The organism is Wolbachia pipientis (assembly GCA_023052945.1).
Lineage (GTDB): Bacteria > Pseudomonadota > Alphaproteobacteria > Rickettsiales > Anaplasmataceae > Wolbachia.
Window position 1 is genome coordinate 238,644 of the sequence record CP095495.1, and the last position, 13,505, is coordinate 252,148.

Annotated in this window: 13 protein-coding genes and 2 tRNA genes; 4 read left to right on the forward strand and 11 right to left on the reverse strand. The window is 33.5% G+C overall.

From position 1 onward, the window contains the following. Position 1: 1 nt before the first annotated feature. The 4 genes from mraY to MWH06_01115 form a co-directional block, all read right to left on the reverse strand. Positions 2-982, reverse strand: coding sequence for a phospho-N-acetylmuramoyl-pentapeptide-transferase (gene mraY / locus MWH06_01100; protein UPA55289.1), 981 nt, complete (start codon positions 980-982; stop codon positions 2-4). A gap of 290 nt (positions 983-1,272) precedes the next feature. After that, positions 1,273-2,088, reverse strand: coding sequence for a transposase (locus MWH06_01105; protein ID UPA55290.1), 816 nt, complete (start codon positions 2,086-2,088; stop codon positions 1,273-1,275). 443 nt (positions 2,089-2,531) lie between these two features. Continuing rightward, entirely contained in the window at positions 2,532-2,816 is a 285-nt protein-coding gene (locus MWH06_01110) for a transposase (GenBank protein ID UPA55291.1), read from the reverse strand. 294 nt (positions 2,817-3,110) lie between these two features. Next, positions 3,111-3,186 (reverse strand) — tRNA-Lys (locus tag MWH06_01115). A 435-nt stretch (positions 3,187-3,621) separates the two neighbouring features. On the opposite strand from MWH06_01115, the gene MWH06_01120 reads away from it, so the two are divergent. The 3 genes from MWH06_01120 (at position 3,622) to MWH06_01130 (ending at position 5,788) form a co-directional block, all read left to right on the forward strand. Continuing rightward, a tRNA-Ala gene (locus MWH06_01120) sits at positions 3,622-3,697 on the forward strand. Positions 3,698-3,921: 224 nt separating this feature from the next. Then, complete coding sequence (locus MWH06_01125; protein ID UPA55292.1) at positions 3,922-5,379, forward strand: MgtE intracellular N domain protein; 1,458 nt, start codon at positions 3,922-3,924, stop codon at positions 5,377-5,379. A 109-nt stretch (positions 5,380-5,488) separates the two neighbouring features. Beyond that, positions 5,489-5,788, forward strand: a complete 300-nt coding sequence (locus tag MWH06_01130) for a hypothetical protein (GenBank protein ID UPA55293.1) — start codon at positions 5,489-5,491, stop codon at positions 5,786-5,788. A 147-nt stretch (positions 5,789-5,935) separates the two neighbouring features. Here MWH06_01130 and ccmE read toward each other — a convergent pair whose 3' ends face one another. From ccmE to MWH06_01165, 7 genes are all read right to left on the reverse strand, one after another. Then, positions 5,936-6,328, reverse strand: coding sequence for a cytochrome c maturation protein CcmE (ccmE, locus tag MWH06_01135; protein UPA55294.1), 393 nt, complete (start codon positions 6,326-6,328; stop codon positions 5,936-5,938). A 117-nt stretch (positions 6,329-6,445) separates the two neighbouring features. Then, complete coding sequence (locus MWH06_01140; protein UPA55295.1) at positions 6,446-7,315, reverse strand: biotin--[acetyl-CoA-carboxylase] ligase; 870 nt, start codon at positions 7,313-7,315, stop codon at positions 6,446-6,448. Positions 7,316-7,319: 4 nt separating this feature from the next. Further along, complete coding sequence (locus tag MWH06_01145; GenBank protein UPA55296.1) at positions 7,320-8,705, reverse strand: NADH-quinone oxidoreductase subunit N; 1,386 nt, start codon at positions 8,703-8,705, stop codon at positions 7,320-7,322. Then, positions 8,702-10,144 (reverse strand): NADH-quinone oxidoreductase subunit M, encoded by a 1,443-nt coding sequence (locus MWH06_01150; GenBank protein UPA55297.1) that lies wholly within the window; start codon positions 10,142-10,144, stop codon positions 8,702-8,704. The genes MWH06_01145 and MWH06_01150 overlap by 4 nt, the downstream gene beginning before the upstream one ends. Before the next feature lie 3 nt (positions 10,145-10,147). Beyond that, complete coding sequence (nuoL, locus tag MWH06_01155) at positions 10,148-11,995, reverse strand: NADH-quinone oxidoreductase subunit L (GenBank protein ID UPA55298.1); 1,848 nt, start codon at positions 11,993-11,995, stop codon at positions 10,148-10,150. Between the two features lie 4 nt (positions 11,996-11,999). Then, complete coding sequence (gene nuoK, locus MWH06_01160) at positions 12,000-12,308, reverse strand: NADH-quinone oxidoreductase subunit NuoK (protein UPA55299.1); 309 nt, start codon at positions 12,306-12,308, stop codon at positions 12,000-12,002. Then, positions 12,299-12,886: an NADH-quinone oxidoreductase subunit J gene (locus tag MWH06_01165; GenBank protein ID UPA55300.1), complete on the reverse strand. Its 588-nt coding sequence runs from the start codon at positions 12,884-12,886 to the stop codon at positions 12,299-12,301. Before MWH06_01165 ends, nuoK begins: the two co-directional genes overlap by 10 nt. A 296-nt stretch (positions 12,887-13,182) precedes the next feature. On the opposite strand from MWH06_01165, the gene MWH06_01170 reads away from it, so the two are divergent. Further along, complete coding sequence (locus MWH06_01170) at positions 13,183-13,503, forward strand: hypothetical protein (GenBank protein ID UPA55301.1); 321 nt, start codon at positions 13,183-13,185, stop codon at positions 13,501-13,503. Positions 13,504-13,505: the final 2 nt, after the last annotated feature.

The following is a 13,505-nucleotide window of genomic DNA, read 5'->3' on the forward strand; positions in this document are numbered from 1 at the left end:
TTTATAATAAGAAAGTTATAGTAAAAACTGAACAGATAATAGAAATTATCCAAAATTTCATAACGATTACATTTTCTGACCATCCCTTCTTCTCAAAGTGATGATGTATTGGTGCCATAAGAAAAACTCTTTTTCCTTCTCCATATTTAAACTTTGTATATTTAAAATATGATATCTGAATAATCACAGATAGAGTCTCTATTACAAAGATTATTCCAATAACGGCAAAAAGCATTTCTCTTTTAATTAGGACACTAGTTAACCCTAAAGCTGCACCTACCGACAAGCTACCAACATCACCCATAAATATTTTTGCCGGATGTGTGTTAAACCACAAGAAACTTAAAATAGCTCCTATAAATGCAATGCAGAATAAAGTAATATTCATATCTGCTTGAGTTATATATGCAATTAGCCCCAAAAAAGCAAAGGAAGTGATAACTTGAGTTGCAGCAAGGCCATCCAAACCATCTGTGAGATTCACAGCATTAGCAGAGCCGACAATTACAAACGCAGCGAATGGGACACATAGATAGCCAAAGTCGATTATTACTCCTTTAAATAGGGATATTTTTGTAAAACCTTCAGCAGAGTATAGCTTAAGTATAGACATACTAACCAGAGTTACAATAAACTGAATAAGTATTTTGGTTTTTGCACTTAAACCTCGATAGTGATTTGTCTTCAATTTTAAATAATCATCAATAAATCCAAGTAGGGCAAAAAATAGAGTTATCAATATCAGCAGCAAAATTTCTGGTGTTAACTGAGCCCAGAGTAAAATTGGTAATAAAGAAGAAATCAGTATTATTATTCCGCCCATAGGTGGTACATTCTTTTTTGTTATTAAATGACTTTCTGGTCCACATGATCTAATTGGTTGCCCATCTTTACTTATTTTTTTTAGAAGCTTTATAAAATAGGGAAAAAGAATAAATCCAAAAACAAATGAGGTAAAAAATACTTTTGTAGCTAAGATCATCTGCTTACTTAAATTGACTAAGTATCATACCACCTATAGCTAATAAAGCCAACTTCTGTCATCCTATAACCTGACCATATTATTCCTTTTTCACTTCATTCTTTCCTAATTTGGTGCGTATAATTACAATAACTCTGGAATAGTATGAAGAGTTATATTGTCATCTTCTGCAAAACAAAATTCGCTATTTGCATCTGTCCATATATACATTTCTTTTAGATTAATCTCAAGACCTGCTGCGAATCAAGCGATAAAAAAAAGGAAAGGAGGGTGACTAAAATCAAGGTTAACTAAAAGGCGTGCTTAAGATTTACAATACCAGCAATAATATTGAACCTCAGGTTATATTTTTTCTGAAAATTGCGATAAACATTCGACATAATCTTAAATATCTTTATCTCTCGGATCTTGTTTTCTACTCTCATTCTAAATGATGCTAATCTTCTATTATGCTCTGGAGTTAATGGCTTTTTACGATACTTTTTATATGGAATTATAACATTGCTTTGCAATTTTTGCCAACCTTGATATCCAGAATCGGCATGTTTTATGCTATCAAGTGGTAAATATTTTTCTTGTTTCCTTATGCGGAAATCACTAATTCTACCACGGTATGACTTTGACACTGATAAAATTCTTCCTCCTTCTTCGATAATAATCTCAGTTTTCATAGTGTTGGTTCTTTTTTTTCCTGAATATGATTTCTTCCGTTTTTTACTATCTTCTGGTCTCTGTATTTGCTGTTCTGTAACATCAGCCAAAATCTTCAGTATTTTTTCTGGCGTCATACTTCTATCTTTTGTTATAGTCACTTTTTTGGCGAGTAATGGCTCTATTCTCTTAAGTAACCTACATACATTTGCGTTGTGTACATTGAATAGGCATCCTAAAAATCTATGTGTTATGTAAGTGCGATAGTACAAAATTACGCAAAACAACTTATCTTCCAGAGTTGGTAGTTTTGATCTTCTACCATGACACTTTTTCTGTTTTTCGCATCCAGACCTCACTTTTTCCACTACTTTTTCGAACTTCTCTATAGTTAAACCTGTTATATTACGAAAGTTTCTTGGGTATTTTTTCATATTATAGTAACTAAAGCTCATTTTTTTTCCTTACTTGATCTGCTTATTCTTCTTCTACCTCTCTCACATCATTTTTTCAATCACCTTTTTCAGCAGGTCTTGTAATAAAAAACGATGGCCGATGACTAAATAACTCGCTGAGATTTGGATTGTATTCTTTTTTTACACAATTTAAACTTATGAATTTATATTCATCTGAAACGTTCGAATACTGTGGATCGTATTTTTTGTATTCAAAGAATTCATTACCTAAAAAATTACAAACGTTAATTTACAATCATCATTCAATTCAGCATGAATTTTAGGAGCTCCATATCTACATTTAGAAGCTTTTTTTGAATGTCTGCTTTTATTTGCTGATTCTCTACTGCTTATTTTCCTTGTAGTCCACTTATAGTAGCAACTAGCAGATACATTCAAAACCCTACCTGCACTTTATGGTGTTTACTATATAAAAAAATATTTTATTCTTTTTGACTGGCTAGGGCTTTTCTTAAAATGTCTCTTTCTCTTGTTACTTTTGCTAACTCTTTCTGTAAATCAAATCTCTCTTTGTCATAAGGTACTACATCTGGAAATGCATTTGTCGCTGACTTTTTTTCGTTATATTTCTTCATCCATTTTCCTAATACACTATCCCTTATTCCTAAATCTCTTGTTACTTTTGCAACTGGTTGACCTACCTTTCTTTGTTCATTTGCCAGCTTAACAGCTTCCAATTTGAATTCTGCCGTATATTCTCTTGCCATCTCCAAAATTTTATTTTACCCGAAAAAACTCCTTTCTTTCTCTCCACTTTTTCTGGGTAAGGTCACTCTTCAGCGTCACGCGAAATTTATTTATTTACTCATTTACTTTTCTCAAAAAAGTACCTACCTTTTTGAGAAAAGTAGTAGAAAATTAACAGATTACGGAAAGAAAACAGGAATTTTGGGGCAAATAATTAGACAAAAAGGCTGTACGTATAGGTAGTTAAAACAGGCTACTGTGGCGGGTTTTATGTTGTGGTAAATTACTATAGAGAGAAGTTCGTAAAACACGACTGGTGATCCCGACGCGATTCGAACGCGTGACCCACTGATTAAAAGTCAGTTGCTCTACCGGCTGAGCTACGGGATCATTTCATTTTTCAGCCATACTAAACAGTAATATAGTTTTTATCCGTTTTAATCAAACTAAAATTTTCATGTGTGATTAAATAAATTATATAATATACTGCGTTAGTGATAATTTAGTTAAAAAATCTATGGATAATTTAAAAAAATTTTTAAAGGAAAACTTCTTGTTAATTTTCAGTTCACAGATTTATTTGGATGGTGTGAAGTATAACGCTAAGGAGATAAGAAAAATAGAAAACTGTATATACCCTGCAGAATTTGTGTACTATTATAATGCTTAGCAATAGCCTATAGCTAACACGTCATACCGCCGCGGCGCTAACGGGTAGCGGAATGACGGTTTTTCAAATTGTCGGTAAATCTAAGTCGGTCTAGCTATAACAGATAAATATTTCTTGCATTTCAGCCTGAGTGATTTATGCTTTAAGCAAGAATTGGGGGCATAGCTCAGCTGGTAGAGCATCTGTTTTGCACGCAGAAGGTCAGCGGTTCGATCCCGCTTGCCTCCACCAGTCTATATTAGCTCTAGCATGCTACAAAACCTGCAAAAACAGCCTTTTTAGTCCATAACACATAGGGTATTTTATACTAGGTTTCAAAAAAATCCTTATTTCTTTTCGTAACTTTTCTCTACACAAGTAATGCTTATTATTATAATTCTAATATATATCAACTTAACAATAAATTAATCAATGAATGTTAGAATAACTATAATTAAATTTATTAGGTAATACTCATGAATGGAAAAAAACATGTCTTTAAGATGGTACCCGGAGAGGAATTATCAAAAGAATTTGGTAGCAGCGTCTATTGGCCTGACTTTTTTCGTTTTCAATCTGTTAAAAAAGTTAAGCTTGTGCAACTGGGAAAAGGAGATGAAGCAATAGAATTACCAATAAGATTATGCGGCAATAACATCGCTAGAGATGGGTTTTATTGCATAAGGAACGAAGAGGGGAATACCCTGAAAAGTATTCTTTCTAGAGATAAACCAGGTTATACAGAAAACAGTTGTGCATTTGTATATTATGATGATATGTTAGCCAAACTGTCAATGAAATCGTACTTTGTAAGCAGAGAAGGTACTGCTGGTGCTTTGCGTAATGATGTTAAATCTGAGAGATCTGAACACAATTATGTAACACAGGAAGAGTTGTCTGATACTTACAAATATTATTTCTCAGATTATCAAGGAAATATTATTAATTCACCTGACAATCAGGCATTACAATATATTGGACTGGATGTCAGTGAAGAAACAATAAAAGATATATTATCTAAAATACCAGAGAATATAATACTATCAAAGATGTTTGCTAAAATTTTTGTTGAGGAACTAACAGAAGATCAGTTAGAAACTCTTGCCAATACTCTTCGTCCAGGCCAAATAGAGGATTTAGTAGAGCACTTAACAGATAATCAATGGAAAGCTTTGGTGAGTCATTTTACCAACCACCAATTACACATTCTTGTTCATGAATTAAATCAAGAAAAGTTAAAAATAATAGTCCCCTTATTAAATAAGGATCAGGTTACGAACTTAGTAAAAGACTTTAACCTAGATCAAGTAAGAGAAATTTTCCCTCACCTTAAAATGGATCTGTTCATGGAGGTTATCAAGACAACAAGCAATGATCAGTTTGTAGAACTCATAAGAAATGCAGATGAGAAAAGTATAAACACTATTTTGGACGAAGCGTTGAAAAATCGACTTCCAATCCTAGTAGACACTTTAGAAGAAGATACATTACATAATTTAGTTAAGAAGCTAGACCACGATAAACTTGCAATAGTAGCTCGAGATTTAACTGATCTTAATAAGATTCAGACGATTATTGAGGCTTTAGCGAATAACCCAGAAAAACTTCAAGCTTTTGCTCACAGTATGTCTAATAAGCAGTTTAAAGAACTTTTGGATAACGTAGATGCAGAAGAGCTGAAAGATATTATTCACAAACTGCCTCATGAGAAAGTCATATCTGTGATTGGTGATCTTAGCAATAAAGATCAGTCTAAAGCTATTATTGATGCATTAAAAGGGAAACTTGAAGAACAAAATGAAAAGATAGGAGATCTTATGGATAAGATTGACCAGATGCTTCCTGAGCAAAGTGAAGCAAATTGGGATAATGCACATCTATCACCTTACGTCTTTCAAGATACTAACACTGAATTTACAGTAATAGATGTTTAGTGCAAACTTGGATACCTATAAATTAATGTTTATAAGTTAAAAGAAAAAACAGTTTGTATGTGAAACTAAAAAATAATTTAAACTTTAATAATTTATGGAGGTAATTCATATGAGTAAGAACTCGCAAAACTTTGTACAAAATGAGGATAATTTTACTGCTGGTAATGAAGAAAAGCTTATAAGCGATCTTAATCTTATTAAACTTAAGACAGGTACTGATAAGGATATACAAGACCTTAAAAAAACGGTAAGTGGTGATACTGTTAAAAAAGCAGTTGATGAATTAGTTCTGAATATAAACACACAACTTATTGGTAGCTTGAATACTAAGTTAGGAGAAGAGCAAGCTAAAGTTAAAAGTTTGGAAGATATTATAGGCAACGATGATGCAGGATTAAAAAAAATCTAATTGAGTTAGCAGGTAAGGTAAATAATATGTTACCTGAGGAGGCACCAACCCATCCTGATATACTCTAGTAGTTAGGAAAGTAACAGCTTGCTAGCAGGCTGTTACTCTCTCTACATATATCGTTTCAATACAGCTGGATTAGGGAATCTATTTTAAAACTTTCGACATATAGTTCTCATCATGTTTTGCAAACACCGTATCTGCAAGAAAGGTACTATTATCAAACATTTTACCTTGCACAACAATACCACTTTTTTCTGAAAACATTGGTGGAAGTATCCCTTGATATTTTACCGTGACGCTTTTATTAAAATCTGTCATTTGAAAAACTACTTCGCTTTCGCTCCGTATCACGCTATTTTCAACAACCATTCCACCAACACGGATTGGCTTTTGATTATTTGGTAAAACTATTGCCTCACTTACTGTATAGAAAAATGAGATATTTTCTTTGAGCGTTGTTAAAATAAAAAAAACTGCACAACTTAAAAAGCAGAAAATTCCTGAAGTTATAAGTAATCGCTTATGTTTCTTCTTCATTATTATCTTTCAGGCTTTCTAGAATTTTTTTACTTTTAATATAGCAAGAAATGGTAAGAATCAGTTCTCCGGTAATCAACGTAAAACTAATAAGGTAAGCAAAAATTACATATGTATTCATAATGCATTATCAATAAATAACTCACCTGCATCAAAATAAATTAAGCTTCCATCCTTTTGCTGCAACACCAATTTACCACTTTTATCTATATCAGCAAAAATTCCTTCATACAATTTGTCAGCTAACTTTACACTGATTTGCTCATTCATTTTGAATGCTTTTTTTAACCACATTTCTCTTATAGCATAAAACCCATCAAATAGCCATTGCTTCCTTAGCTTATTAAAATTTATTATTAATTCCTTTAACAGATCCATGTTAGACACAGATTCACCGTAATTGCTAATGCACGTTGTTCCTGGAAGTGGTGCATGATTGACATTAATTCCAATTCCTATAATGAGCCAATTCGAATTGGACTTTCTTTCAAGCAATATTCCACTGATTTTTTTACTATCAACTAGGACATCATTTGGCCATTTATATTGAATGTTACTATCATTCATAAATGACAGTAAAGTATTCCCTACAGCAAGAGCAGTCACAAAAGTCAATTCTGTTAATTTGCTGATGTCTTTAACTTGACTCGTTAAGCCTACTGTTATCCCAGTACCATCCGATGTCATCCCAGTGCTTGACACTGGGATCCATGCTTCTTGATTCCTAGATTCCAGCGTCATGCGCTGGAATGACACCGAAAGCGGGCTTTTATCGAGATAATTTTTAAAGAGGTTTACTACCAAACTTGCATAAAAATTACCCTCGGGAGAAATCCAGCTTTTTCTAGTGCGCCCTCTACCCTCTGTTTGTTTGTCGGCAATAATGACGGTTTCATTTGATATTCCTTTATCAATCAAATCCAACGCTTCTGTATTAGTGCTTGAAACTTCTTTATAGTGATGAATATGAAAGCCCTCAGGGATCACCTTGTCAACCCTTTAGTTCAATGAGTGAGTAAAGATCTTCTGCGTACAAGAAAAGAACGAGGTTGATCAGTGAAGCCACTGAAGTGATAATGAATAGACCCTTAGAATAAGCAACCTTATTACCACTAGCTTTATCAAAATACATAACTTTCATGATATTTAAATAATAGTAGCATGATATCACACTCGCTATTACAAGGATCAAAGACAGGCTGATAAAGCCAGAATTTATTAAACTTTTGAATATAAAAAATTTAGCGATAAAACCTGCAAGTGGAGGTATTCCCGACATCGAGAGTAACAGTACAGAAAGATGAAATGCTACAATTGGGTGTTTCTTCCCTATACCAGATAAATTTGCAATATCACAATCGTCATCGTCAATTTGTACGAGATATGAGAATAGTCCTATGCTTGTGATGATATATATCACCAAATACATTAAGGCACTATCTGTTCCTGCTTGTGTAAAAATAGAAAGTGAAGCAAATATAAAACCAATGTGACCAATTGAACTGTAAGCAAGCAGCCTTTTTAAGTTTTGCTGACACAAGGCCCCAAAAGCTGAGATAAGCACAGACAATGCTGAAACGTATAAGAAAATAGGCTGAACATAACTTTTTACATTTACTAACTCTTCATTCATCAATCGAATTAAAAATGTTACAAGTGCAGCTTTTGGAGCTGTAGAAAAAAACGCAGTTACTATGGTAGGTGCACCTTGATAGACATCTGGAGCCCACATATGAAAAGGAACAATAGCAAGCTTGAAACACAAACCAATTAGGACAAAGACTAACCCAAAAACTATTCCATAAGTTATCTGATGGTTTTGTAAGAATGAACTGAGCTCAGAGAAATTGACTTGTCCTGTATATCCATAAAGCAGCGACATTCCATATAGCATAATGCAGGAAGATAGTGCACTAAGTGTAAAATATTTCACTCCTGCTTCACATGAATAAGCTGAATCTTTATTAAAGCTCGCAAGAACATACAAAGATATACTCATCAACTCAAAAGCTAAATAGAAAGAAATCAAGCTATTTGCTGAAACCAAAGTTATCATGCCAAATAGCGCAAAAAGAATCAGTATTGAAAATTCATATTTATAGTCATATTTTGATAAATTCAGCAGCAAAAGTATTAAAATTCCTGTGGTAAGAATCAATCCTTGAGCTAATCTGATGTATAAATTGAGTTTTAACAACGAATTAAAGAGAAAAATTTCATTGTTTTCTGCCGAAATAATTAAAATAATCAAAGTTATCACTATGCAGCCAAGTGCTAATAAGTTGATAGTTTGGCGGTTAAATATAATTCCAAGCAGTAGCAACACTAACGAGGAAATAATAGAGAACGTTTCCGGCAATATCTGTATATAATTCATAGCGCATTATATTTGACTAACAAATTTGCCATACATGGCTTCAAATAATTCAGTGCAAGGGTTGGGTAGAATCCAAGCAAAATAACAAACACTGCAAGCAGAATCAAGACAGAAAATTCTATGCTATCCAAGCGATTATTTAATAATTTAGAATAGCTAACCCCCCATATTATTTGCTTACATAAATTCAGCATATAAGCTGCGCTTAAAATAGTGCCAAGTGCGATAAATCCTGTAAAAAACCCTATGCTTTTAAACATCCCAACCATAGCCAAAAACTCACCTGCGAACCCAGATGTTCCAGGTAGCCCTATTGAAGCCATTGAAAACAAAATGAACATAAAACCAAATTTTGGCATTGTGTTTACTATGCCAAAATACTTTGCAATCTCCAAAGTTCCAGTTCGAGTATATAGCATTCCAACACATAAAAATAAAGCAGCAGAGATAAGGCCATGACTGATCATTTGAAATATGCTACCCAGTACTCCTTCCTCACAAAATGAAAAAGAGCCAGCAGTAACGATCCCCATATGTGCTATTGAAGAATAAGCTATTAACTTCTTTATATCATCTTGAGCAAACGCAACTAGAGAAGCATATATCACCGCAATAATGCTCAGCACAACAATGAAATTTGAAAAATATAAACTTGCCTGAGGAAGCATTGGAATAGAAAACCTTAAAAATCCATATCCCCCCATTTTAATAAGCAAGCCAGCTAAAATCACAGATCCAGAAGTTGGTGATTGCACATGCGCATCAGGAAGCCAAGTGTGAAATGGAAACATAGGTACTTTTATTGCAAAAGAAATAAAAAATGTAATCCACAGCAATGACTGCACTTCAAGATCAAGGCTTGGCACTAATGTAGCTAATTTTTGTATATTAAACGTCCCAAAAGTACTATAGATATACACCAAGCCAAGCAGAAATAATAATGAGCCAGTTAATGTATAAAGAAATAACTTAAACGTCGCATATATCCTTTGCTTCCCTCCCCAAATGCCAATAATAAAGAACATTGGTATTAAAACAGCTTCAAAAAACACATAAAAGCTTATAGCATTCAGTGAAACGAAAAACCCGACTACAAAACTCTCAAGCAGTAGAAATAATGCCATATAGGCTTTTAGGGTCGTATAACTCATTTTGCAGTTATAGAGTATACAAATTACAAACAAGAAAGTTGTAAGCAGAAGGAAAAGCAACGATATACCATCTATCCCTATTCCTACATTCTTGATTGGATAGCTGACAAACTGAAAGTCCGCATTGTTATAATCAAATTCTATACAAGCTACAATGCTAAGCAAAAATGGAAGTATAGCAAAAAATAGGGCAAGGAATCTTAGGTGTATAGATTGATGATTAATCCTGATCGAGGATAAAATCAACGCTCCTATCAGTGGAAGCAAGAATATACTAAGTAACAACACCTTCTATTTAATTCCAATAATATATAAAGCACCGATTATTAAAGTAACAAACATAATAAATGCATAATCAAATATATAACCAGTTTGTAACTTTATAGAACTTTTTGAACATTCATTAACCAACCTTACAACACCATTTGGTCCAAATGAATCAATAGCCTTAACATCAAACTTCCATAGAAGCCTAGATATAAACCTTATCGGTGCAATTATAACAAACTCATACACCTCATCAAAGTACCATTTATTCTGCAAAAACTTAAGTAAAAATTTACTCTTAATTTGCCTAATTACTTGATATTGGTAAATCAGGTACGCAAGAGCTATTCCACTTAGGCTCGCTAAGGTTGGCAGCAGTTTTATAAAGAAATTATGAACTCCATGCTCATCAATCACCATTAAACTTGATTTCCAAAACGCATTACTAGTTATGTTCAAAATATTTGCTCCCCACACTCCAGAAAATACCGATCCAAAAGCAAGTATCAGTAATGGTATAAGCATAATCTTTGGTGCCTCATGTATATTAATTTTACTTTGTTTTTGGCTATGGAACACAAGAAGCAATAACCTCCAAGAGTAAAACGCTGTGAAGAATGCAACAACTAAGCTTATTACAAAAGCAAAGCTATCCGTGCTATAAGCATGTTCAATTATCAAATCCTTTGAGTAAAAACCTGCAAATGGAAATATTCCAGAAAGCGCAAGAGACCCAATCCACATGAGAGCGTAAGTGCAAGGGATTTTCTTCCAGCAATTTCCCATTTTCTGAATGTTTTGCTCATGATGCATTGCATGAATTACATTGCCAGCACCGAGAAATAGTAGAGCTTTAAAAAAAGCGTGTGTCATTAAGTGAAAAATAGCAACATTGTAAGCAGAAAGCCCACATGCCATGAACATATAACCAAGTTGACTACAGGTTGAATAAGCAATTATTTTTTTTATATCGTTCTGAGTAATCGCAACAGTAGCTGCAAAAAAAGCAGTGAGTGCACCAACAATAACTATTAATTCCCTTGCAATACTTGATAATTCAAAAAGTGGTGAACATTTTGCTATTAAAAATATACCTGCTGTTACCATTGTTGCTGCATGAATGAGTGCAGAAACAGGGGTTGGCCCTTCCATTGCATCTGGCAACCAAACATGTAAACCAAGCTGTGCAGATTTACCCATACAGCCAATAAAAAGTAATATGCATATTATGTGAATTATTTTAAATTCACAGCAGAATACTCTAATGTTCTGCGCGCCAAGAAGATCAGCTGTGTCAAAAACTTCAGTAAATTTCAAAGAGTGAAATGTATAATAAATGAGAAAGATCCCAATCAATAGTGCAAAGTCTCCTACCCTATTTACAACAAATGCTTTAATTGCTGCATTATTTGCAGAATATTTTTGGAACCAAAATCCTATGAGTAAATAAGAACATAGGCCAACCCCTTCCCAGCCAAAAAAAAGCTGCACGAAATTATCGCTTACAACCAGCACAATCATGCAAAACGTAAACAGCGATAGGTAAGAAAAAAACCTCGACTTCCCTTTGTCATGCTCCATATAACCGATAGAATAGAGGTGGACTACTAGTGAAACGGTGGTAATAACAATAAGCATTAAGGATGAGAGAGCATCCACACTAATTGCCCAATTTACTTTTAATACACTTAATGAAAATAGAGGAAATAAACTCAAGTGATAATTTTCAGAGAAGGTGAGAAAAACATACCAAGATAAAACTGCAGATATTCCAATCCCTGCCGTTGTAACTAACTGACTTTTTCTAAAAAGTGCTGCAAATAGCGAACCAAAGAGTGGCAAAAATACTATTAATTTCAGTATATCCATCATACTTTCATTCTTTCATTAAATTTGCTTGTTCAACGTCTATATTGCCACGGCTTCTATAATATACAACCAATATTGCAAGTCCAACTCCTGACTCTGCTGCCGCAACAGTCAACACAAACATCACAAAAATTTGCCCAACTATATCATTCATAAAGGCAGAAAAAGCAACTAAATTGATGTTAATCGCCAGCAATAATATTTCTATTGATAACAGTATGTTGATTATGCTCTTACGGTTAATGAAAATACCGCACACCCCAATAGTGAACAAAACAGCAGCAACTATCAAAAAATAATTTAATCCTATTTCCATTCTACTCCTTTTCCAAATTTAGCCTTAACCAATTTTACAGATGAAGATTGTGTCAATTGCTTTAATACATTCTGTTTTTTAACTCCTTTTTTCTTGTCCTGCAAAGTAAGAGCAATTGCACCAACAATTGCAACAAGCAGCAGAATACCAGAGAGATGAAAAGCGTACATGTAGTCAGTGTAGAGCAAATTACCGATAGCTTTCACGTTATTAGTATTATAGTTTATAACATTGCTTATATTTGGTGCTGAGCTGCGGATTACAAAGCTGATGACTAGAAAAAACACAACACATAATATAGCACCAAGAGTGAAATGCTTTGCAAAACCCTGGCGCAACCTTATGTAGTCAATATCGAGCATCATAACTACAAAGAGGAATAACACTGCAACCGCACCGATGTATACTATCAGTACCATCATAGCAATGAATTCAGCTCCAAGGAGAATGAAAAGCACTGCAGAGTTAACGAAGGTGAAAATTAAAAATAACACTGCATGCACAGGATTTCTTACACTAATCACACAAACAGCAGATAAAATACTAAGAATTGCAAAAAAATAAAAGAAAAAAGGCATCGATACTTTAACTGCAACAACAATTACTAATTTAAAGTGACTATCGTTGTAAAGTCAATATTATATTAAACATTTAAAACACTGTACTACAAAGCCATTTTAAATTATTATATAGAGTATTTTATCAGTAATGCAATAAACACTCTTGACAACTTTAATTTATTAACGTATAATATATGTATGTTAATAGTTGGTGATAGCTCAAAATGTATAACATATTTGGTTACTTCAAAACTTGTGACAAGCAAAGTGAAAAATTAAATAGAGGGAGTTATCAATACACCACAAGAGATTATGTGACAATTTACTTCAATAATACACTAGCAAGTTTCAGTAGATCATTGAGAGAATTTAAAGAAAAAGCGTATGGATTTATGTATGATATCGGAACTTGGTTGAAAGAAATATATGAAAGTCTCACTGAACGACCTGCAATGCATAATCACTATACCCCAAAAGAAAAATCCCTTGTTGAAGTTGAAGAAATAGAAATGAAGGAACTAAATTGTACATATAAGCCATTCCAAACTCCACCTATCCACCCAACAACTGGTGCCAACACCTCAAATCAAGTTGTTGTTACTCAGCATACACCTGAAACTACCCCAACAAGATAGAT

What these genes read in the sequence shown, in the direction of transcription:
- mraY (UPA55289.1), bottom strand. Translation starts at nt 982, where the DNA reads ATGATCTTAGCTACAAAAGTATTTTTTACCTCATTTGTTTTTGGATTT.
- nuoL (UPA55298.1), bottom strand. Translation starts at nt 11,995, where the DNA reads ATGATGGATATACTGAAATTAATAGTATTTTTGCCACTCTTTGGTTCG.
- MWH06_01105 (UPA55290.1), bottom strand. Translation starts at nt 2,088, where the DNA reads ATGAGCTTTAGTTACTATAATATGAAAAAATACCCAAGAAACTTTCGT.
- MWH06_01130 (UPA55293.1), top strand. Translation starts at nt 5,489, where the DNA reads ATGAGTAAGAACTCGCAAAACTTTGTACAAAATGAGGATAATTTTACT.
- nuoK (UPA55299.1), bottom strand. Translation starts at nt 12,308, where the DNA reads ATGGAAATAGGATTAAATTATTTTTTGATAGTTGCTGCTGTTTTGTTC.
- MWH06_01110 (UPA55291.1), bottom strand. Translation starts at nt 2,816, where the DNA reads ATGGCAAGAGAATATACGGCAGAATTCAAATTGGAAGCTGTTAAGCTG.
- MWH06_01125 (UPA55292.1), top strand. Translation starts at nt 3,922, where the DNA reads ATGAATGGAAAAAAACATGTCTTTAAGATGGTACCCGGAGAGGAATTA.
- MWH06_01145 (UPA55296.1), bottom strand. Translation starts at nt 8,705, where the DNA reads ATGAATTATATACAGATATTGCCGGAAACGTTCTCTATTATTTCCTCG.
- MWH06_01165 (UPA55300.1), bottom strand. Translation starts at nt 12,886, where the DNA reads ATGCCTTTTTTCTTTTATTTTTTTGCAATTCTTAGTATTTTATCTGCT.
- ccmE (UPA55294.1), bottom strand. Translation starts at nt 6,328, where the DNA reads ATGAAGAAGAAACATAAGCGATTACTTATAACTTCAGGAATTTTCTGC.